This window comes from Lysinibacillus alkalisoli (genome assembly GCF_014643595.1).
In the GTDB taxonomy this organism is placed as follows: Bacteria; Bacillota; Bacilli; order Bacillales_A; family Planococcaceae; genus Metalysinibacillus; species Metalysinibacillus alkalisoli.
On record NZ_BMJT01000001.1, the window covers coordinates 40850 to 62394 of the forward strand.

Here is a 21545-nt window from a genome sequence, read left to right on the forward strand (position 1 = left end):
TTTTTGTGTTAAACTTCTCTTTCTACAGTGCCAAAAGATTGAGCGTAATATAGAACTTTATGCCTTATTCGCCGTCTTGATGTATAGCATTGGTTCTGTAGCGAATGGAGAGATAAAATGGATAACGATTGGGATAGGATATGGCCTTCTCTTGCTGAGATTAAAGTGGTATCAAACCCACATAACGAAGTGGTAACAGTATGCAATATGGCGGATGATGTGAGGTGCATAGGTGTTGGTACAGATGCGGCTGTATTTCAGTCTGTACATCAGCCTAAATATGCGTTCAAAATATATGCTGAGGATAAGAGGGAAAAAGTGGCGGTAGAAGCATCTGTTTATCAAACCTTAGGTGATGTGTCTTATTTTCCGCACTGTTTTGCTACAACAGAAAAAGGCCTTGTTTTGAGCTACGAAGCTGGCAAAACGCTCTACGATTGTATTGTAGAGGGGATTCATATTCCAGCTTGTGTAGTGGATGCTGTAGAAGAGGCTAGGGATTATATTCGAAGTAGGGGGCTTAACCCTCGAGATATTCATTTGAAAAATATTATACTCCAAGATGGGCAAGTAAAGATTATTGACGTATCCGAATACCAAAAAACAGGTGACGATTTTAGATGGGAGCATTTACAAAAAGCTTATAAACAATATTATCATCTCATTGATGGAAGGGCAGTGCCATTATGGTTAGTAGAGGCTATTCGTAAGCGCTACAATCAACAAAGGAGACAGTCTTTTTCTTATGATGACTTTGTAAAAAGCATATTGCGATTTGTATATAAACTAACAAAAGTTGAGTAGTGTTAAAAACGCTACTCAACTTTTTTCTTAAAACATACTTTTAATTACCGTTTCTAATACATGTGGTGTATAAATAAAAGCACTTTTCTTATGCAAGCGTTCTGATATTTTATGGGCATCTTTGCCAAATGGCCCTATGTTTAAAACAGGCGCTTGTAACTGTTGCATATCTGTAAATGGAATGTCATACGACTCTCCCCATACAGGCGTATTTTGCTGATAAACGTGCCAACCTTGATCATTTGCATCATAGTTAACATAACTCAAATCACAAATACCATTGAAATAGTGGATTTGTTTAGCAGTTACTTTGTAAGTGTCTGCCAAGGTAGCTTTGGCTAAAGCTATTTTTTCTTGTATGAATGTATTTTCTGATGAGTTAACAGCAGGGTAGTAAGGTGGTGCAAAAAATAAAATAGTAGCTGGTGCTAGTTCTGAGCAATGTAATAAAAGCTGGTCACAAATTTGTATAGCTTGGTCACGTTCGTCATTGGTGTTATTTAAACCTGTATTTTTAATCATTTGTACCTTTTTCTCACCTAACGTCTCATTAGCATATTGTAATAAGGCGTCATACGTCATAACACGTATCGTTCCAATAGGTGTAACGTTGGTCGCTTTACAAATATTTTCATAATCACGTTGGCATGCCGCCATTGCCTCTGTTGCAATTTCTTTAAATGTAGCCATTACTTGAGCCGCATTTTGTTCAAATAAAAATACATTATAAAGTGCCGCGCTATGATGAGAAGTTTGAGCAGAATAATCTACTTTCAAATCTTTTTGTTGCAAACAAATTGGGCGAGGCGTTTTTTCACCAAAAGCACTTTCTTCAAAGCAAGCATTAAATTCCATCGCTTTCGTTAAATAAGAGGCCATATAATGCCCAGTTAAGCCATTTAAAGGTTCGCCCGCATGCGTTTCACGACCATAGAATAAAGCAGCAGGCATAATTTTACCAATCGTACCTGAATAAATATAATAGTTATCGTCTTGTGGTACTTGTGAAAAAGAAGGCTCGCTATTTAAGAATAAATCATAATGTAATTGCCATTGATCCCGTAACTGATTTAGTGCCGTAGCTGCAGCCCTCATACCTGCAGAGTTTACTTCTTCATCAGGCACAGTGACAAGCAAAAGATTGATAGGCCAATTGTGCAAACTTGCTTTTTCAAGCAGTTGCATATGAAGACAAAGCCCCATTTTCATATCCATTGTGCCACGACCAAAAAGATACTCGTCTGTATACAGGTCGATTTTAGCATCTTGTGGTAGTGCCACATCATTTTCTTTAAAGGCAGCCGTTAATGATTCAGGTTGGAAAGCTAAATCACCTAAGTCACCGAATTCAGCCGTATGGACTGTATCAAAATGGCTGATTAAGACGATAGTACGCGTCGCTTGCGGATGTTTATAAAGCGCAGTGACGGTATTACGCTGTTTCCCCGCATCAACAAATTGAATATAATCTGGTTGATGTTTAAAGTAAGTTAATTTCATTAATTCTTCTTTTATTTTATAAGAAAAATCAATCTCCCCTTGTGTACCTGTTCGACTCTCCCAACTTACGACTTTACATAATAATTGTTGTAGTGTTTGCGGCGTTTGCCACATTTCTTTCTCTCGTTGCATTGTAAAAGTAAGCCCCCTTAGATGTTGTTTTCTTTGTTGGTATAGTAGGTTAAAAAGCGTTTTTCAACGTTGTTCATGTGAACAATCATTTTATTTTTGGCATGTGTGACATCTCTTTGCTCTAAAGCATCAATAATTTCTTTATGCTCAATCAAAGCCTCACTTGCGCTTTGAGGCACAGTGTTAGACAAAATCAAAAAGGAACGATTAACACTGGCATTGACTTTAGCAATCAGCTCTTTGTAGGCAGTATTGCTATTTTTTGAGGCTAATAGTAAATGAAACTCACGGTCTATTTCGATAAATAAATCGTATTTATTTGTCAAAATGGCTTCTGTTTGCGCAGCGACATTATCCCGCAATTGAGCAATAAATATTTCATCAATATGTGGACTTATTTTTTCTAAATTATTAACTTCAAGTAGGCCACGCAATTCCATTGTTTCTAATGCACTAGTTTTGTTAAAGCCAGCTACGACAGCAGGTTTACCCACAGATTGTACAATTAAGCCTTCAGATGCAAGACGGTTAAGTGCATCGCGTAGTGGCGTTCGGCTAATACCTAAACGCTTTGCCATTTTTTCCTCAGGCAAGACTTCATGTTCTAAAAACTCACCTCGTGTAATCGCATCTTTAATCGCTTGGTAAGCTTGATCAGCTAAAGTAGTTGGCTTAATGCTTTTCATCATTTATCACCCTCGGTATACTGTATACAGGAATTATAATTCAACATTATTAGAATGTAAATGTAATTTTTCTCTACAAACCAATGAATGGAAATAACTATTTTAATACAGTTATACGTATTAAAATTCATTTGTTAAAAAGTTCTGTATACAGTTAGAATTGTGTGTTATATTAATTGCTGAAGATTATAAAATTTAGGGTAGGGAGAGATAATCAATGAGTAAATCAGAAAAAGTAATCGAACAAACACAACAATTTGGGGCAGCGAATTATTTTCCATTACCGATTGTTATTTCAGAAGCTGAAGGCGCATGGGTAACAGATCCAGAAGGTAATAAATATTTAGACATGCTATCAGCCTATTCAGCAGTAAACCAAGGGCATCGACACCCTAAAATTATTGAAGCATTAAAAGAACAAGCAGATAAAGTAACGCTTACATCACGTGCCTTCTATAGTGATAACTTAGGCGAATGGTACGAGCTAGTAAGTGAGTTAACAAATAAAGAAATGGTATTACCAATGAACACAGGTGCTGAAGCTGTAGAAACCGCTTTCAAAGCAGCGCGTCGTTGGGCTTATGATGTGAAGGGTGTAGAAGAAGGTAAAGCAGAGCTAATCGCATGTAATGGTAACTTCCATGGTCGTACTATGTTAGCGGTATCATTATCTTCTGACGAAGAATATCGTCGTGGATTTGGTCCAATGTTACCAAATATTAATTTAATTGATTATGGTAATTTAGACGCATTAAAAGCGGCTATTACGCCAAACACAGCTGCATTTTTAATCGAACCAATTCAAGGTGAAGCAGGTATTGTTATGCCACCAGAAGGTTTCTTAAAAGCAGCGCGCGAGCTTTGCCGAGAAAACAATGTATTATTTATTGCAGATGAAATCCAAGCAGGTTTAGCACGTACAGGTAAAATGTTTGCTTGTGACTGGGAAGAAGTAGAACCAGATATGTACATCTTAGGTAAAGCATTAGGTGGCGGTGTTTTCCCAATCTCATGTGTAGCTGCAAACCGCGAAATTTTAGGTGTATTTAATCCAGGTTCTCACGGCTCTACATTTGGTGGTAACCCATTAGCGTGTGCCGTTTCAATTGCATCATTACGTGTATTACTTGATGAGAAATTAGCAGAACGTTCAAATGACCTTGGTGAGTATTTCAAAGGTAAACTACGTGAAATTGATAATCCAGTCATTAAGGAAGTACGTGGACGTGGTCTATTCATCGGTATGGAATTAACAGAAGAAGCACGCCCATATTGTGAAAAATTAAAAGAATTAGGTTTATTATGTAAAGAGACACATGATACCGTAATTCGCTTTGCTCCACCATTAATCATCTCTCAAGAAGATTTAGATTGGTCAATTGCTCAAATCGAAAAAGTATTTACTGCATAAGTAACAATGAATGCGTTAGTATAAAAGCTAAAAACGAGGCTGGGACAAAATAAAAAATGTGAGGCGATTTTTAAAATCGCCTCACATTTTTTGCTTTCAAGTACATTAAGTGATTCATTTAGCCAAAAAATTATTACTTAAATTTTATATTTCTCCTCAAAATGATTTCCGTGGCTTGAAAGTGGTCAAGCATATTAGTGATAATATAAAGCAAAGTCTGCAAGCAGTATTTTAGAAAGTGATTGGTTCGATGCGCTCGTCCATACCGTGAATATTAATGGAGAGAAAGGAAAATTGGGACGTAATAATACGTTGTTCACTTTTGCTTTAATCGATTATAGTGAAGAATGGGATAGAGAGAGCTTTTTAGACGAGTTTAACGCCCGTCTGGAAGCTACTCTGAATGCAGCCATTACATACCAGTCCTGCAGTCGGCATACTCAGGTAAATGCCATGAACCGAGCAAGAAATATATAGAAGCGTTATTAGCCCTCCACGTAAAAAATGATGCGTCTTACAAGATATCACTCGGATATAGATGCTGGTATAAGTTCAAGAAGACAAGAGAGGATCATCAACACAACCCTTATGACGAGTGGAGGAATGACATCATTGAGTACATTGCGGCTCAGAAACGGACGACAGAGCCGTTTATTTAGCTTACTCAAAAAGAGATGTGTGAAGCAATTGGTATCCCTTAAAGTACATTGAATGTGTTACTGAATAGTTCTGTTGATTATCTTAGTCCCTGGATGAATTGGAAAGAACCCACCAGTTTCAATTTGGATATAATTCGTGAATATTTTGAACGTTGTGATTTCGGATTTCAAAATCGTACTTTTTTTCAGTATTAAATTAAAATCCAATTCTCAACTTATAGGTAGTCTTTCGGTATACAAAATAAACTGGAAGAACAATAGTGTTAACATAGGTTATTGGATGGCTGAAAACTTCACAAGAAAAGGATATATCAGCGAATCTTTAGAGTACTTAATGAAATATTTAAAAGAGATTTATATAAATAAAATATACGCATTTACTTTTACTAATAATACTGGAAGCATTAAAGTTCTAGAGAAAAAAGGATTTATTTTGTTGAAGAATATAACTATAGGAAAAAGAGACGCTAGCATATATTGTCTAACAATAGGAAGGGGAGAGAATATGGAATTAGGATTGGGAAAAAATGAGGTAAGGTTAACAAGTCATGACCCAAGGTGGAAACTTGAATTTGAAATAATTAAAAATGAAATCATACAAAATACTGATATTGCACCTGATAACATTGAACATATAGGAAGCACTTCTATACCTGGTATTGATGCAAAGCCTATAATCGATTAATTTTCATTAATTATTGACGCGCACTTAAATTTCCTTCGTCTAATAAAAGAAGGTTTGAGGAAACATTTTAGTTAAATAAGTATTATTTGTAATATAATACATGTTAGTTGTTATGTTCTTAGTAAGCAAAGGAGGTTTGTATATTGAATTTAATTACTAATGTTTCAACATTTGAACTAGCGCAGCAATCTGTTAATTTTGTTATATTAAGTCCTGTTGACTTGCCTGCTGGATGTTCTGTTAAAAATATTTCTTTGAAAAAAGAATCAACAAGCTCTCGATCTTCAATAAGATTTGAAATTTTAAGTAAAGGAAGAGTAGTGAGAGTAAAACAGTTTTATTATGATTGGGGAATTCCTACTATTTATGCTGACACTAACCTTATTTCACCTGGTAATTCTTTTGAAATTAACGGTATTGTCGGTTTTATTGGTGTAGATTACAAAGGAAATCAAGCAGCTTGTTATGCTAGGTGGTTCACAAATGTAGAATTATCTGTGTTAGAAGGGAAATTTATAGATGATGAACTTATAAGTATCATTAAATCCTTTAAACCCCTAGATCCATTTTTTATTGAAAAGTGGGGAGAAAAATCATTTACAACAACAAGTTATACAGCAAGATATGGAGTACCTAAGTGGCAAGAAGATGAAATTTCTAGGGTACGATGGTATGAAAAAAATTTCGATATCAACAAGAGAATTTCATCGCAAAATATTTATATTCCTACATTTGAATATCAAGAATTTTCCCTAGACTCAATAGGATTTAATCAAAATAAATACGGTATAGAAACCCATTTCCTATATAGATCAAAGGTTAATTATACTGATGGAATTTGGTTTTGGTTAGCTCCAGAAGAAATGATTGAAAATCTCTCCTATAAAGAGGGCGAAAATATTGGTATAAGGCAGAGTTGGCTCGTTAAAAAGGAAAAACTTTTATTAGGTAATATAGAAATTACAATGTTATTACATAAACAAAATGCACAATATTATGGGTGGTATGCTCATTGGAAGATTGGCAATTATATTTATCAAATATTTATTCGCCCTTCTGTAAATTTTAATATAGATAAATTTAATGGATTTATCCATACGTTACATGAAGTGAAATAAACTAAAAATTTATATATGAATGTGGCTCTACGTCAAGTTTTCGGACACACTTTACCTAAGTGTTTTCTTGGGGCAACATCCCGAATGGATTGTTCCACATCCCAAGTAGCCCGTCAAAGTGAAAAGAGCCTTTGACCGCCTACTTGGGATGTAGAGCGAAAAAAATAAGGATGTTGCCACACAAAAATGTTGGGGTGGGGATTTTCATCACTCACGTTTACGCTGCAGCACGGCATATTTTCTCAAAGGTATCTGGCGATAAATAGCCAATACTGCCATGAATGCGCTTGCGGTTGTACCAGCCTTCAAGGTAGCGAAACAGCGCCATACGAGCTACTTCAAAATTGGCGTAGCGTGTGCGGTACACTTCTTCTTTTTTTAGTGTCGCATGGAACGATTCAATGCATGCATTATCATATTAATTAACAATTGGCTCAAATTTAACTTGCGAAATACAATCGATTATGCCAACTATAAGTATCATGGAGATATGTGAGTAGGTTTAGAATAATCTAGAAAATAAAAAGTCGGAGAGCAAATTATTTTTGCTTTCTTGTTTTTTTATATTAGAACCTTAATTAATAGGCACCAATTCTGATATCCTGTAATCGATTAAGGGAAAGACTTCTTATATCAAGCTCATTCTTTCTTTAATGTACGCAAAATTAATGCTTGGTCTACAATTGTGTGCTATACGACGCAAGGGAAGCCTTGCAGCGCGTTACTTCATCATTTGACTTATCGATATAAACCTTTAAGTATGGAAAAAATATTATTGGTTAGAATTATTACTTAATTCAGATCTAGAGTTATATTCTTATGATGAAACAGAAATGCAAGCCAGATCTCCTGAAGTATTGCAAAAGTTTACATCAACACTCATAGACAATTCTCCGACTATATCTAATTTTGACAAGGAATTGAAAGCTGAATTTAATGATCGTTGGTTAGAAATTATGAATATATTTAATGAAAATCATCGCTATCTTTCAATTTTAATCAAGGCATCTTTTCCATTGTTTTTGCAAATCTTATTGTATCTGTACTATTTATTAGTATAACGTCAATAATTCTTATGAAAAAAGGAATTCTATCCTTTAGGAGCAAATACTTTCACCTGTTACAGAGTGTATTTATTACTTTACACGACGTGTGTCTTCCTTTCCTATTGCATTTTCCTATATTATTATTTTTGTAAGTGTGTTCTTTTTTAATAAGATTATGAGGAATTTGTATTAATAAAACTGAGTGCTACTAATATGTTGAGGCTGGTACAAAAGAAAAAATGTGAGGCGATTTTTAAAATTGCCTCACATTTTTTTGCTTTCAATTACATTAATTGATTCATTTAACCAAGAAAATTATTACTTGAGTTTTATATTTCTCTTTAAAATCGAGTTATGTCCCAGCCTCGTTTTTTTATCATAGGGCTCCTGTTAAGAATACAATGGCGTTCTAATTTAAGTTTTATGTTACGGTTTTTGCATGGTCTTACGTAAAACGTTCAACTAATTCATGCATACGTTCAGCTTCCGTGTGGAGTTGTACAGAAGAGTGCATAATAGAAGTAACAGCTGTTTTTTGCTCATCAATAGAAGCATTAATTTCCTCTGTGGCAGCTGCAGAATCAGTAGCTACTGTTGAAATCTCATTGATGGCTTTTAGTACAACGGAACGGTTTTCATCTACTTCTTGCATACCTAATGCTAAGGCATCTAAGTGAGACTCAATACCTTTAATTTCATTTGATAAAAAAGCGAAGGCATGTTGCACTTCTTGAATGGCATTGACTTGGGTCTCTGACAAGGCTAGTGTATGTTGCATTTTACTATCAGAATTACTCGTATCTTTTTCAATGCGTTGTAAAAGATTACGCACATGGTTGGTTGCACTATTTGTATCTTCTGATAGTTTGCGCACTTCGTCAGCAACGACCGCAAACCCCGCACCATGTTCACCTGCTCTTGCAGCTTCTATAGAAGCATTTAAAGCAAGTAAGTTGGTTTGCTCAGAAATAGCAGAGATGGTTTGTACGACATTTTGAATTTCTTGCATTTGTGTAGTCAAGCTCGAAAAATTAAGACGTAATTCTTCAATCACTTGTGAAAATTGAGCCGAGTTCGCTTGTAACTCTTGCACTTTATGTTGCCCATTTTGTTGAGACTCTGTAATTAAAGTCATTTTCTCTGTGATGTCAGCATACTGACTTGTTGTGTTAGCAATTAAGGAGGACAGCATCTCCACTTTACCAATTGCTAGCTCGGCTTCTTCAGCTTGCAGCACTGCACCGTTAGAAATTTCAGAAATAGCAGTGTGAATCTCATCAGCAGAAGCGGTTGTTTCTTCTGTAATAGCGCTTAATGTTTCGGATGACTCTCTCATTTGTGTAGACGACTCTCTTGTATTGCCAACCATTTCATTTAAGCTCTGCTTCATATTGTTCACATTATTAGCTAGAATACCAAGTTCGTCTTTTGTAGTAATCGGGATATCTGGCCCTGTTAAACGACCCTTTGCAATATCGGAAGTCGTCTCCATAATATTGCGGATGTAGCGCATCATTCGACCAGAGAAGAACCAATAAAGTGCGACACCAATAAATGTTGCGACAAACATCATAATGAATGTATAAAATAACACTTGATTAGCCCCAGCATTAAAGTCTACCTCATAAGCTCCCGCAACAATAATCCACTGCCAATTAGGCTCCTTAAGACCAAATGTAATTTTAGTGGCAAGTTGATCTGGGTTACTTGGAAGCGGCCATTCGTAGCTAACATAGCCCCCGTTATTATTGGCTACTTTAGCTACATCTTTAATAAAGTAATGTCCATTCTTCGTTTGCAAATCCATAACATTTTGTCCTTCAAGTGATGGGTGAGCAGTAGCTAAACCATCGTCATCCGTAAAAGCATAAAAATAAAAGTTATCCCCATATTTAATCGGGTTATCAATACTGCGATTTACCTCATCTGTTTTAGCACCGACTATTTTAATACGTGCTCTTTCTTGTGCTTCTTCCAATGTTAGATTTCCTGATTTTACTTCTTGGTTTAATTCATCAATCATATCTGCAATCGCATATACACTATTTTGGAGTGCTAATTTTCCATTGGCATCTAAATTTTGTTTTGCTACATAATAATTGACAAGCCCCACTAATAAGATTGGGATTAAAATCACAACCATCGCAAGTAATACTAATTTATTACGTACTGAGTGCATCATATGTATTCCCCCTTACATCTTTATGGTATTGTTGGAAGAGTGAAGTGTATCTTTCTTCTCATTATAGTATAAAATCTGCTAGATAAAAATGATTATTCAGAATTTTCTTTAAAATAAAGTATAAGAAAAACGCCCTACATCCATGTAGGGCGTTTTCATTAGGTGGCTATATGTTGCCGTTTTGTTTTTCGAGTACTTAATAAGGTTGGCAAAATCATGCCAAATAATACGAGTCCAATACCTATAATTTGTACAATTGTAATAGGCTCACTCAAAATGATGACGGAGGCAGTTATTGCTACTGGTAACTCCATAGCGCTTAAAATAGAAGCTAATGCGCCACCTACTTTTGGCACCGCAATAGAGAATAAATAAATCGGTAAAATAATACCCATTACACCTAAAACGACACCATAAATCCATAAGCCTTCGCCAAATAAACGGCCATTAAAAGCAATTTCAGGTGTTAAAAATGCACTGATTAACAGTAAAGCTACGAAAGACATAATCGTAACACGCGCTGTTGTTGTAACACCTTCTACAGGGCGCGAATTGACTTGCACAAAGCAAGCAAAGCTACAAGCTGCTGCAAAGCCAAATGCCCATCCTTGCCAAGCAATACCACTTAAATCAACGTCTAAGACACCAGCGGCTAATATTGTACCCGCAAATAAAAAGAGTAGTGATATTACTTCTGTTCTTGTTGGTAGTCGACGCTTAATAAAACAATCAATGAATAAACCGATCCATGTAAACTGAAATAACATAACTACTGCTAGAGAAGCAGGTAGATAATTGAGTGATTGTCCATAAACGATACCAGTTGTTCCTGTAAATAAACCAGCACCAATTAACGTAATCCAACCTGATTTAGTCATCTTAGGTAGCTGTCGTTGCGTAAGTATAAACAATAATAAGGCAAGCATAAAGCCAATAATATACTGACTTGTAACAGCTTCTTCAGAAGTAAAGCCATGCCCCATTGCCACTTTTATAATCGTTGATAAGACGCCGTAACAACTAGAGGCGATGACAACCATTAAAGGAAATATAATATTTGCTTTCATCATAAAGACCTCTACTTTCACGTGCTATTTTGAAGCGAGATGTACTCATTTACTCCATCAAAACAGTATAACAGACTATATGGTAAAGTTGCTATAACAGAAAAATAGTTTAAAAAAACAAACAATATTAACATTCCTCAATAGGCAATCCGACTGACATCTTATACACTACATAGTGTACCCAATACATAACAAAGGATGTGACAATACAAAACTTGCTCATTCGTTAAAATTATTCCGCCCATAAATAATTTTAATGAACATACTGTCAACCAGACTTTATTTTATACACCTCTTACCGTTCTGTATGTAATAAAGTGACAACTCACGCTCAAATGCCATATCCATTTCGCAAAACAAGATAAAATGTATATCAAAAAACAGCCATTTTTAATGGCTGTTTTTGTCATTTTTAAATAATTAATTGTATGATATATCATAGAGGATTAAGCATATATGACTAAGCTGGTTATATCCAGAAATATATAAATATAAGAATTATTTTTTGTTAAGTAAAATAGGGGTGTTAAAGCGCGAATACCTCAATAAAATATATTTTGAGTGTAATAGTAATGAAAAATAAAGGAGGTGAAGGAAAATGACGCTGTATAATTTATTAAAAATAGTAGGTGGCATAGGTGTAGGAATAATGGTATTTTCAAATGATTTTTCGTGGGGAAGTTTTCTTGCTTTAGCATTTTTAGCTTTATTTTATATAGGGTCTCCTTGGTATGCCTATTTCAAGAATGAGGAGTGAGAATGATATAATAATACGATATTTATAATAATTATTTAGCATATGTAAAAAAGGAATAAAAAATAAAATATTTTATCTTTTACTTTTCTTGTATACTAGCATCATGGGCATAAATATGGTAGGAGGTGTACAGGATGGTTTGGTTAGAGACTAAGATTAAGCCACCTAATGTAGCAGCAGGCGTATTAAATCGACAACGGTTATTGAAGTTATTTAAAAATAACGATAATACACGTTTATTTGTGATTAAGGCACCTGCAGGGTACGGCAAGACGACATTATTAAGTCAATATGTTGATATGTTATCAGAGCAAGTAGCATGGTTAACAATTGATGCGGCAGACAATGATCCCGTTCGTTTCTGGCAATATGTTTCCTATACGATTATGAAACAAATAAATCCATCACTCGTAAAAAGCATAAAGACTAGAGAAGATATCATGCTAGAAGTGGACGAGTTATTACAAGCAATCACAAACAATCAAGAGCCATTACATATGATATTGGATGATTATCAGCTGATTCATAATCCTGTTATTCATCAGCATGTAAATCGGTTCATTCAATATTTACCTTCTCAAGTAAAGTTATATATTACAACGCGCGCAGAATTGCCAATAGCCTTAGAAAGATGGCGCGCTAATCAAACATTAGTAGAAATTTCGCGCCAACAGTTATGCTTTACCTATCAAGAACTCGAAAAATTCGCAAAAAATCGCGATAAAAATGTTGATACTACGATGTTACACACGTTATTAGATTTAACAGAAGGTTGGATTACAGCTATTCAACTTGTTAGTTTAACAACCAATTGGCAAACAGAAGGTATGCAAGCAGGACACGAATTTATTCAAAATTATTTATTACAAGAAGTGTTACCAACATTAGATGATGAGTTACAGCAATTTTTGTTGATGACTTCTATGTTAAATGAATTAACGGTGGCCAATGGTATCGCTATTACTCAAATGTCTAATACGGAAAATTATCTGAATCAATTAGCTAAAAATGATATTTTTACTGTGCGTTTAAAGTCGAAAGAACAAATTTATCGTTATCATCCTCTTTTTGTAGCAGCGTTACAACAAGAATTACAACAGCGTTATACAAAAGATGATATTGCAAAATTTTATTACATAGCAGCCAAACATTTATATGCAAAAGACGATTATGTGCAAGCGATTGAATTATTATTGACGAATCAGCAATATGAAAAAGCAGAGCAATGGATGATTACTCATTTAGTAGATATATTTACGTCACAACAAATCGTAACGTTTAAGCGATGGGTAAATATTTTGAAAGTTGCAAACTATGATATTGATCTTGAGATCCTGATTATGTACCTTATTGTATTAGGGATCGATTATGAGTTAGATGAAGCGGTAGCATTAACGAATAAAGTGAACGATAAAATTGCACAAGGGAGTTGGCAAGCACATCCTGATTATCAATCTTTGATTTATATTTTAAATATGACAAATGCTTTTATTTATTTTGCAGGAGGTAAGGACGGTGGGGAATTAAAAGAGTTATTCCACCATACACTGCAGCAAGAAATCCCTTCTTCAAGATGGGACCAAGTGCCAATGAATTATAATGCGTCTCAGCCATCTTTATTATTAACAAGTATAGGTGCAAGAGGACGTTTAATATGGCGCAAAGATATGGAACTATTTCAACAGCTTCTCGAAGGATCTAGCATTAAAGAAACAAATCTCGTTGGTTTTGGTATAGGTGTCTCGGCTGAAACATCTTATCATAGGGGAGAGTTGACACGTGCTTTGTTTGAGTTGGAGTCTGCTTTATTATTAGGCCGACAATATCAAGATATGGGGCTTTGTGTACCTATGTATATTTTAAAAGCTAAAATTTATGTGGCTCAAAAAAATTACGATGCTGCCTATAGTGTGATACAACATGCTTTGAAGATGGACATGGAACATCATTGGAGAGAGCTGCTACACATAACGCAAGTGTATATCGATGTACAATCAGGTGCTAAGGATATAAGAGCAAACTTATTTAACATTCTACATGTACAAGAGTCTGACTTTACCATGCAACATATGTTTTGGAAAATTGCCTATGTTCGATTACTAATAACAGAACAATCTTATGAAGAAGCACTACAAGAAATCACTTATATGAGGGAATATGCTTTAAATGAGCAACAAATTACATGGATAGTTGAACTGGGCATATTAGAGGCTATTTGTTATAGAGCATTAGATCAAGTGACAAATGCCTTGATTGCTATTCAAAACGCTTTAACTACAGCGATTGATTATCGTTATATTACATTGTTTATTCAAAATGATGATGCGTTAGCAATCGTTCGTATGTATGCTAAAATTCAACCAGATGCAGAGATGCAAAAGTATATGCGTATGTTATTAAAAGAGTATCAAGCTCAAACACCTCTTATTGAGAGGGAATTGACACCGAGAGAATATACATTAATTCATTTATTAAAAGAAGGTGCTTCAAATAGTGAGATGGCCGTTAAGTTAGGGCTGTCTGAAGGGACAATACGTGTGTATTTATCAACCATTTATAGTAAATTAGGTGTGACTTCACGCGCTAAGGCGATTGCGAAGATTATGAAGTTATAATTAATAAAAGACACTGATGAAAAGGTAGTGGTTAACGGTGTTTTTTATGGAACCCAATCATGCCTCATTATTTTGTGACAAAATAAAAACAATATCTTGAAGTAGCTATGCGAATTTTGCTGTTTAGTATACGTTGTATAAAGCTTGGCAAACATAATAAATGAGATTTATTTTGCCATTTAGGCGAATGTGTTTTTTAATACAAGGTAAGATGCAAATTTCACTTGGAGGTATAGTAGTAGAATGAAGGATAACGAACATATTTTAGTATATGGTGATGCATTTGTTGATTATATTGCAGATGATGCAACCAATACTACGTTTACCACATATATGGGTGGCGCAACGATTAATGTTGCTACGGGGATTAGTCGCATTGGGGCACCGTCTTCTTTAATCACAATTACAGGTGATGATCAAACTTCGCAATTTGTGCGTGATGAGTTGGCTAAAGAAGGTGTAGATACAACTATGAGCCAGCTAAGCGTATCAGTGGTGTATACGTACACCTAACTGAAAATGGCGAACGAGAATTTAAAGAGTATGTGGACGAAACACCAGACTTACAAGTAACAACAGGTGACTTGAATGAAGAGGCATTCAAAAAGGCATCTATTTTAAATGTTTGTTCAGGCACAATGTTTCATCCAACAGCTTTAACAACTACACAAAGAGCAGTAGCATTGGCTCAGGATAAAGGTGTGATTATTGCCATAGATGCTAATATACGACCTTTACGTTGGGAGAGTGAGACGATTTGTCGAGAAACGATTACTTCGTTTTTTGAATCCGCTGATATTTTGAAACTAACAGATGAGGAATTATTTTTCTTAACTCAAACAACAACGATTGAAGATGGGCTAAATAAGTTACATGCTATTATGGTGCCGATTATTTTAATTACTGTAGGTGAAAAGGGGACATATGCTGTATTAAACGGCGATATTTATCACATACCTGCAGAAAAGATTGTAGCTGTGGATACAACAGGAGCGGGTGACGCTTTTATGGCAGGTGTTTTGCGAGATGTGCATTATAATGGATTACCAACAACACCTTTTGATTTAGAGCGTTGTGTGCGTTTTGGCAACCGATTAGGTGCAATGGCTGCGACTAAAATTGGAGCTTTAACAGCATTACCTTGTTATGATGATGTTAAACAGTGGATTGAGGGGGAGTAATCATGACAAATTATAGTGTATTAAAAGAAGGTCGCATTTTTCTAGGTTCACATGAAGTAGGGCAACAAGCATTAACAGATGAAACCATTGACCAAGTCATTGACTTACGCGTAAATGGTTTACAAGACGCACCAAATAAGTATCGTCATTTACCTATTGGTGAGGGTGAACAAACAATCGTCTCTCTTAAACATAATGCACAAACGATTAAAGCTGCTTACGAAGCAGGTGAAACGATTTACATGCATTGTGGTGGAGGCAATGGTCGAGCATGCGTCATGGCAAGTGCCTTATTAATAGAGCTTGGTGAAGCGGATTCTGTGGATGAGGCAATTGACCAAGTGCAACAGATTCGTCCAACAGCTAATGTGCGTCCAGAAATGGCGAGCGTATTACGCCAAATGTATGAAAAATAAAACGTATACTACGCTCACGATTATTATAAAAATATAGAAAATAACAAGCGGCAGGAGAAATCGTTGATTTCTCTTGCCGCTTGTTTTTACAGACTGTCCTTAAAGTCATTGCGGAACTGTGTTGCTAATTGTTCAGGCCAATTGGTTGTTGCTTGTAAGCGCCCAAAGAAGAAACGCAGTACTTTCGGTTCTTCAGAGAAGGTTAAGCCGCCAATCATGTCACGATTTTCGTAAAGCCAAGTGATGCGGTCAATGACATATTTTACTTGTGACAATGTGAATACACGTCTTGGCATAGCCAAACGTACTAATTCCATATGTGCTAATGGTTCAACACCATTCTCGTCACGTTGCTCCGACATAGTTCCACGCTCCATACCACGTGCGCCACTTGCAATATAAATGGCAGCTGCCAATGCGCCAGCAGGATATTCACTTTGTTTAAGATGAGGTAAAAATTCACTTGCATTAATATGGCAACCTAAACCACCAGCAGGTGTAACGACAGGAATCCCACGTTTTTGTAATGCGGTATTCATATATTCGATAAATTGAGGGCCTTGATTAATCATTTCCTCATCCATTGTTTCTTCTAAGCCAACAGTAATGGCCTCCATCTCACGTACTGACATGCCACCATAGGTTAAGAATCCCTCGTATAACGTAATATATTCACGCATACGTTCGTAAGCTTCTTTACTATTTGTACAAATACCGCCACCGCGCGCAAAACCTAATTTACGAGCTGAAAAGTAAATAATATCTGATAAGTCAGCTAATTCGCGTGTGATTTCACGTATTGTCATATCTTTACAAGCTTCTTCGCGCTCTTTAATAAAATATAAATTATCTGCAAGTAAACTAGCATCTAACACAAGGAGTAACTGATGCTGCTCACAAATCGCTTTAACATCACGCATATTTTGTAAAGAGAAAGGTTGTCCTCCAATCAAGTTAGTGCCAGCTTCCATACGAACAAATGCAATATTGTCTGCACCTTTATCTACAATGAGCTGTGTTAACTTTGCAGTGTCTAAATTACCTTTAAATAAGCAATCACTTGTTAAGTTCAATGCCTCGTCAATAAAAATTTCTTCGACGTGTCCACCATTTAATGTGATATGCGCCTTCGTCGTTGTAAAGTGATAATTCATAGGCACAATGCTATCTTTTGTGACATAACTTTGTGCAATAATATTTTCACAAGCACGCCCTTGATGGGTAGGTAAAAAATATTGTGTGCCAAAAATGTCTGTTAATTTTTCTTCTAAACGTGTAAACGTAGCAGAGCCTGCATAACTATCATCAGCCATTAACATCGCCGCTTGTTGACGATCACTCATAGCATTTACACCACTGTCCGTTAACATATCCATAAAAACATCTTCATTTTTTAATAAAAAGGTATTGAAACCAGCTTCTTGCATGGCTGTTAAACGTGTTTCCACTGGTGGTAAATTTAATTTTTGAATAATACGTACTTTATGCATCTCTAACGGAATATTTTCACCCGAATGGAAAGTAATATTAGACATGAACATAGCCCCCATTTAATTTGTTGATTCACCGCATTAATGTATTGAACCATTGAAGTTATGGTACTACAGTTAATAGGAAAAATAAAGAGGCTTTTAATAAATAGTGTAGTCAAGAAAATGTACAAAATAAAAAGAGAAGGAACGCGTAAAGTATAGTATGATGATTGATAATAGTTATCAATAAAAAGCAAAGGAAACGAATTTGTTATGATGGAACGCTATCGCACATTAATCGTCTTAGAGCAGTCACGGTCATTCACGGAAGCAGCAAAATATTTATTTTGTTCACAACCTACCGTCTCACAACATATCCAACAGTTAGAAAAAGAGCTGAATTGCCAAATCATTATAAGGAAATCACGACAAATTGCATTTACCGAACAAGGTAAAGTTGTCTTAGCCTATGCTAAAAAAATCGTAGGATTAGACGATCAGCTACGCGAGAAGTTAGTAGAGTCAATTAAAATGCCTACAATTCAACTTTATATTAGCCATTATATTGTAGGTCACTTTTTCCAACATATTTTTAATGAGGATAGTCCCATTTGTAAAGATTGCCCTTATGAATTAAATAGCTTTTGTTACGATGATTTGCGTACTAATTTATTGAACAATAAAGCTAAATTTGCATTGATGCCCATTTATGATGCGGACAAGTTACTACAAACGACATGTACGCAAGAAGTATTATTTGAAGATGACTTTGTCTTTATTATGCGCAAAGATCACCCATTAGCACAAAGACAAACCATTTATATGAGAGATTTAAATCACGAAACCATTTTATTACCACAAAGCTTTTATTTAAAACAAGAGATTGTAGGTCACCTACAAGCACGAAACGTGCATGCCAATTATGTACAGATGGCAAGTTTTGAAATTATTAAGAAAGCCGTAGTACAGGGACTTGGTGTCTCGTTTTTACCATGTAAAACGATGGCCACTCATGATGATGAACTTATAATTAAGTCAATTAAAGGATTCAAGTTGACACGTAAAAATGGTTTAATGGTAAACCGTCATCAAGCATTAGATCAGTTAGAAATTTCTTTTTGTCAACATATTAAAAAGCAATTAACAACACATAAGTTGAGTTGTGAAAGATAAATACAAAAGCTGTACACGTTATTGGGGATCCCAATGACGTTTTTTTATTATTATAAAAGCCAATACTACTATTATAAATTTTTATAATACGGCATAAAGTAAGCAATACGTATGTAATTACACGTTACTGGAATAAAATGAAATTGATAATCATTATCACTAATGCTATAGTTTTTGCTTGAGAAGGAGAGAGCATAAATGATAAGTATGAGTGCAGCAAAATTTATTGTAATACACCCTTTTACTATATTTTCTGTAACGAATTATAGTGAAGAGTTTGCAATTGTGGATCAATATGATTTACCACACACAGACCTATCTGAGTATATGTGTATGGTTGTTTTACCATTTGTAGATCAAACATTTTTAACTAAGCATAAAGCTATAATTGATAGATTTTTAGCCCAAAGAAAAGTGGTATGTTTCTTTGGTCATCTGAGTATGCCATGGTTGCATCAGCAACAAATGTTTATACCAAGAGTAATTCAACATCACAGCGATTATGATATAGCGTTAGCACAAGCGCACCCTATTTTTGATGGGGTTAAGGTGCAACATATGCTAGTCAACCGAGGTGTTAAAGGTTTTTTTGCGAGAGGGCATCATCCCGTACCGCCACATAGTGAAGTTTTACTCACCTTTACAGACGGTACACCGATTACTTACATTGACCGTACTTCAACAAACGGTACCATCTTTGTTCATGCAGGTAATAATTTAATTGGTCCTAGCACAATGGGAACAGAAAGCGGGAATTCAACAAGCCGTATCTCACCACAGCTTAGGCAATGGGTGCGGGACGAATACAAAAACTTACAAAAAGGAGAGATAAACCATGCGTAATATTGCGGTGCTGTATGGTGGGAGTTCTCAACATCAGCGCACATATAAGGACTCTGAATTCGCGGTATATATTAATCAATGTGTGCCCATTTATGAGTTTGCTACGGCTAGTCTTGATGATGTTGATGTGCTCATAATCCCCTCACAAACTCATGCGAAATACTTACATCAAAATATAGAAAAAATCTATGATTTCGCGAATCGTGGCAAGATTGTTGTAACGTTGGGTTCTCAAACAGAAGAATGGTTACCAGCACATCAATGGGAGTTTCGGCCAACAAACTTTTGGTGGTGGTTAGACCCCAATGCGCATAGTGGTTTAAAATTAACAACTCAATCCAACGAGTTATTTACAAAATATTTAACGATTGAAGATGCAACATGGCATCAACACGGTGTATATTGGCCAACCGCAGATTGCGAAGTATTGTTAGCAACAACAGATGGTGCAGCTGTATTTTATATTGACCGAGTAAATACAAACGGCGTATGGATTAACACAACTTTAGATCCTGATTTTCATTTTGGTTCTTATTTTATGCCAGCAACGACCCGTTTTTTACGTGGGTTTTTGCCATGGCTAAAAGAGGGCGAAATTTAAGGCAGCATTTTCATGGATAGCAGCATATTTTTAAGGCAAGATGCCGTAGTTAAGAGAGGAAGAAGCAGGATGAAAACGAAAAACTTACTTGCCGCAACAGCGTTAACTGTGCTGTTGGCAGGTTGCAGTAGTGATGATAAAGCAACACCTAAACAGGAAACAACTAAAGAAGCCAAAACGACAGTAGAGGAGCAAGTTGTGACAGACCAAATTGGGCGAGAGGTCACTTTACCAAAAGAGATTGACAGTGTAGTTGTTGGGGGGATTTTACCGTATTACTCTACTTGGTATGTCGCTACAAATTCGACAAAAGAGATTGTAGGTATGCACCCTAACTCTTATAATGCAGCAGAAAACTCCATTTTAGCAAAAATCTCACCAGATATTTTAAGAGCTGATACTTCATTTGTTAAAAATGGTGAAGTCAATATTGAAGAGTTAATGAAAATCAATCCACAAGTTTATATTGAACACGCTAATGATGAGGCTACTATCGATAAAGTAACAGAGGCAGGTATTCCTGTGGTAGGTATTCAAGCGATTGATGCAGCAGCAGCAGAGCCACTCGCAACGTTTAATAGTTGGCTAGAGCTTACAAGTCAAATGACTGGTACAGTAGAACGGGCCAATCGTTTTTTAGCAGAAGGTAAAAAAGTTCAAGCGCAATTAGACGAGAAGCTAAAACCATTAGCAGAAAAAGATAAACCACGAGCTATGGTGTTATTTATGCATGATGATAAGACAATTACTGTTACAGGGCGCAATTTCTTTGGTAATCAATGGTTGAATGCCACAGGTGCAGTTGATGTTGCAGAGAAAGATATTCAAGGTAAAAAAGAGGTAAATCTTGAGCAGATTTACGCTTGGAACCCAGATATTATTTATATCACTAACTTTACACAAACACAGCCGCAAGATTTACTAGAAGGTAAAGTAGAAGGGCAAGATTGGAGTCAAATTAAAGCGGTACAAGATGGCAAAGTATACAAAATACCTTTAGGGATTTATCGTTGGTCACCACCAAATGGTGATGCACCACTTATGTTAAAATGGATGGCTCAACAAAATCACCCACAATTATTTGATTACAAAATGGAAGATGAAATCACAACGTACTATAAAGATTTTTATGAGTATGATCTTGCAGCGGATGATGTACAAGATATTTTACATCCTTCCTCAGCTGCTGCGAAATAG

General features: G+C 35.7%; 16 protein-coding genes and 2 pseudogenes. 12 read left to right on the top strand and 6 right to left on the bottom strand.

From position 1 onward, the window contains the following. The first annotated feature begins 117 nt into the window (after positions 1–117). The gene (locus IEW44_RS00185; protein ID WP_188612998.1) at positions 118–804 is read left to right on the top strand and encodes a serine/threonine protein kinase; all 687 of its coding nucleotides are present in this window, start codon (positions 118–120) and stop codon (positions 802–804) included. Between the two features lie 27 nt (positions 805–831). Here the strand turns inward: IEW44_RS00185 and IEW44_RS00190 are convergent, their stop codons facing one another. Both IEW44_RS00190 and IEW44_RS00195 read right to left on the bottom strand, forming a co-directional pair. Beyond that, positions 832–2436, bottom strand: coding sequence for a M20/M25/M40 family metallo-hydrolase (locus IEW44_RS00190; protein ID WP_188612999.1), 1605 nt, complete (start codon positions 2434–2436; stop codon positions 832–834). 17 nt (positions 2437–2453) lie between these two features. Further along, positions 2454–3122: a GntR family transcriptional regulator gene (locus IEW44_RS00195; protein WP_229704120.1), complete on the bottom strand. Its 669-nt coding sequence runs from the start codon at positions 3120–3122 to the stop codon at positions 2454–2456. A 217-nt stretch (positions 3123–3339) separates the two neighbouring features. Here IEW44_RS00195 and IEW44_RS00200 point away from each other — a divergent pair, with 217 nt between their 5' ends. The 3 genes from IEW44_RS00200 (at position 3340) to IEW44_RS00210 (ending at position 6995) form a co-directional block, all read left to right on the top strand. Then, entirely contained in the window at positions 3340–4533 is a 1194-nt protein-coding gene (locus IEW44_RS00200; RefSeq protein WP_188613001.1) for an ornithine--oxo-acid transaminase, read from the top strand. Between the two features lie 795 nt (positions 4534–5328). Continuing rightward, the gene (locus tag IEW44_RS00205; RefSeq protein ID WP_188613002.1) at positions 5329–5877 is read left to right on the top strand and encodes a GNAT family N-acetyltransferase; all 549 of its coding nucleotides are present in this window, start codon (positions 5329–5331) and stop codon (positions 5875–5877) included. A 143-nt stretch (positions 5878–6020) separates the two neighbouring features. Beyond that, on the top strand, positions 6021–6995 hold the full coding sequence (locus IEW44_RS00210; RefSeq protein WP_188613003.1) for a hypothetical protein: 975 nt from the start codon (positions 6021–6023) through the stop codon (positions 6993–6995). A 217-nt stretch (positions 6996–7212) separates the two neighbouring features. Here IEW44_RS00210 and IEW44_RS00215 read toward each other — a convergent pair. The 3 genes and pseudogenes from IEW44_RS00215 to IEW44_RS00225 form a co-directional block, all read right to left on the bottom strand. Then, positions 7213–7413: pseudogene (locus IEW44_RS00215) on the bottom strand (integrase core domain-containing protein); the annotation flags it as partial. Positions 7414–8486: 1073 nt separating this feature from the next. Continuing rightward, complete coding sequence (locus IEW44_RS00220; RefSeq protein WP_229704121.1) at positions 8487–10223, bottom strand: methyl-accepting chemotaxis protein; 1737 nt, start codon at positions 10221–10223, stop codon at positions 8487–8489. Between the two features lie 158 nt (positions 10224–10381). Then, positions 10382–11290, bottom strand: a complete 909-nt coding sequence (locus tag IEW44_RS00225; protein WP_188613004.1) for an EamA family transporter — start codon at positions 11288–11290, stop codon at positions 10382–10384. A gap of 598 nt (positions 11291–11888) precedes the next feature. On the opposite strand from IEW44_RS00225, the gene IEW44_RS00230 reads away from it, so the two are divergent. From IEW44_RS00230 to IEW44_RS00245, 4 genes and pseudogenes are all read left to right on the top strand, one after another. After that, positions 11889–12047: a hypothetical protein gene (locus IEW44_RS00230; RefSeq protein WP_188613005.1), complete on the top strand. Its 159-nt coding sequence runs from the start codon at positions 11889–11891 to the stop codon at positions 12045–12047. 134 nt (positions 12048–12181) lie between these two features. After that, positions 12182–14662 (top strand): helix-turn-helix transcriptional regulator, encoded by a 2481-nt coding sequence (locus IEW44_RS00235; RefSeq protein WP_188613006.1) that lies wholly within the window; start codon positions 12182–12184, stop codon positions 14660–14662. 243 nt (positions 14663–14905) lie between these two features. Further along, positions 14906–15843 (top strand): annotated as a pseudogene (locus IEW44_RS00240) (carbohydrate kinase family protein). A gap of 2 nt (positions 15844–15845) precedes the next feature. Next, positions 15846–16259, top strand: a complete 414-nt coding sequence (locus IEW44_RS00245; RefSeq protein WP_188613007.1) for a protein-tyrosine phosphatase family protein — start codon at positions 15846–15848, stop codon at positions 16257–16259. Between the two features lie 86 nt (positions 16260–16345). On the opposite strand, the gene IEW44_RS00250 is transcribed toward IEW44_RS00245, so the two are convergent. After that, on the bottom strand, positions 16346–17794 hold the full coding sequence (locus IEW44_RS00250) for a tryptophanase (protein WP_188613008.1): 1449 nt from the start codon (positions 17792–17794) through the stop codon (positions 16346–16348). A gap of 210 nt (positions 17795–18004) precedes the next feature. Between IEW44_RS00250 and IEW44_RS00255 the strand changes: the two genes are divergently transcribed. From IEW44_RS00255 to IEW44_RS00270, 4 genes are all read left to right on the top strand, one after another. Further along, complete coding sequence (locus IEW44_RS00255) at positions 18005–18904, top strand: LysR family transcriptional regulator (protein WP_188613009.1); 900 nt, start codon at positions 18005–18007, stop codon at positions 18902–18904. 198 nt (positions 18905–19102) lie between these two features. Beyond that, a complete protein-coding gene (locus IEW44_RS00260; protein ID WP_188613010.1) occupies positions 19103–19747 on the top strand; it encodes a phosphate starvation-inducible protein PhoH in 645 nt (214 codons plus the stop codon). Further along, positions 19740–20348: a hypothetical protein gene (locus IEW44_RS00265; protein WP_188613011.1), complete on the top strand. Its 609-nt coding sequence runs from the start codon at positions 19740–19742 to the stop codon at positions 20346–20348. The genes IEW44_RS00260 and IEW44_RS00265 overlap by 8 nt, the downstream gene beginning before the upstream one ends. A 69-nt stretch (positions 20349–20417) precedes the next feature. Next, complete coding sequence (locus IEW44_RS00270) at positions 20418–21545, top strand: ABC transporter substrate-binding protein (RefSeq protein WP_188613012.1); 1128 nt, start codon at positions 20418–20420, stop codon at positions 21543–21545.

What these genes read in the sequence shown, in the direction of transcription:
- IEW44_RS00185 (WP_188612998.1), top strand. Translation starts at nt 118, where the DNA reads ATGGATAACGATTGGGATAGGATATGGCCTTCTCTTGCTGAGATTAAA.
- IEW44_RS00190 (WP_188612999.1), bottom strand. Translation starts at nt 2,436, where the DNA reads ATGCAACGAGAGAAAGAAATGTGGCAAACGCCGCAAACACTACAACAA.
- IEW44_RS00195 (WP_229704120.1), bottom strand. Translation starts at nt 3,122, where the DNA reads ATGAAAAGCATTAAGCCAACTACTTTAGCTGATCAAGCTTACCAAGCG.
- IEW44_RS00200 (WP_188613001.1), top strand. Translation starts at nt 3,340, where the DNA reads ATGAGTAAATCAGAAAAAGTAATCGAACAAACACAACAATTTGGGGCA.
- IEW44_RS00220 (WP_229704121.1), bottom strand. Translation starts at nt 10,223, where the DNA reads ATGATGCACTCAGTACGTAATAAATTAGTATTACTTGCGATGGTTGTG.
- IEW44_RS00225 (WP_188613004.1), bottom strand. Translation starts at nt 11,290, where the DNA reads ATGAAAGCAAATATTATATTTCCTTTAATGGTTGTCATCGCCTCTAGT.
- IEW44_RS00230 (WP_188613005.1), top strand. Translation starts at nt 11,889, where the DNA reads ATGACGCTGTATAATTTATTAAAAATAGTAGGTGGCATAGGTGTAGGA.
- IEW44_RS00235 (WP_188613006.1), top strand. Translation starts at nt 12,182, where the DNA reads ATGGTTTGGTTAGAGACTAAGATTAAGCCACCTAATGTAGCAGCAGGC.
- IEW44_RS00245 (WP_188613007.1), top strand. Translation starts at nt 15,846, where the DNA reads ATGACAAATTATAGTGTATTAAAAGAAGGTCGCATTTTTCTAGGTTCA.
- IEW44_RS00250 (WP_188613008.1), bottom strand. Translation starts at nt 17,794, where the DNA reads ATGTCTAATATTACTTTCCATTCGGGTGAAAATATTCCGTTAGAGATG.
- IEW44_RS00255 (WP_188613009.1), top strand. Translation starts at nt 18,005, where the DNA reads ATGATGGAACGCTATCGCACATTAATCGTCTTAGAGCAGTCACGGTCA.
- IEW44_RS00260 (WP_188613010.1), top strand. Translation starts at nt 19,103, where the DNA reads ATGATAAGTATGAGTGCAGCAAAATTTATTGTAATACACCCTTTTACT.
- IEW44_RS00265 (WP_188613011.1), top strand. Translation starts at nt 19,740, where the DNA reads ATGCGTAATATTGCGGTGCTGTATGGTGGGAGTTCTCAACATCAGCGC.
- IEW44_RS00270 (WP_188613012.1), top strand. Translation starts at nt 20,418, where the DNA reads ATGAAAACGAAAAACTTACTTGCCGCAACAGCGTTAACTGTGCTGTTG.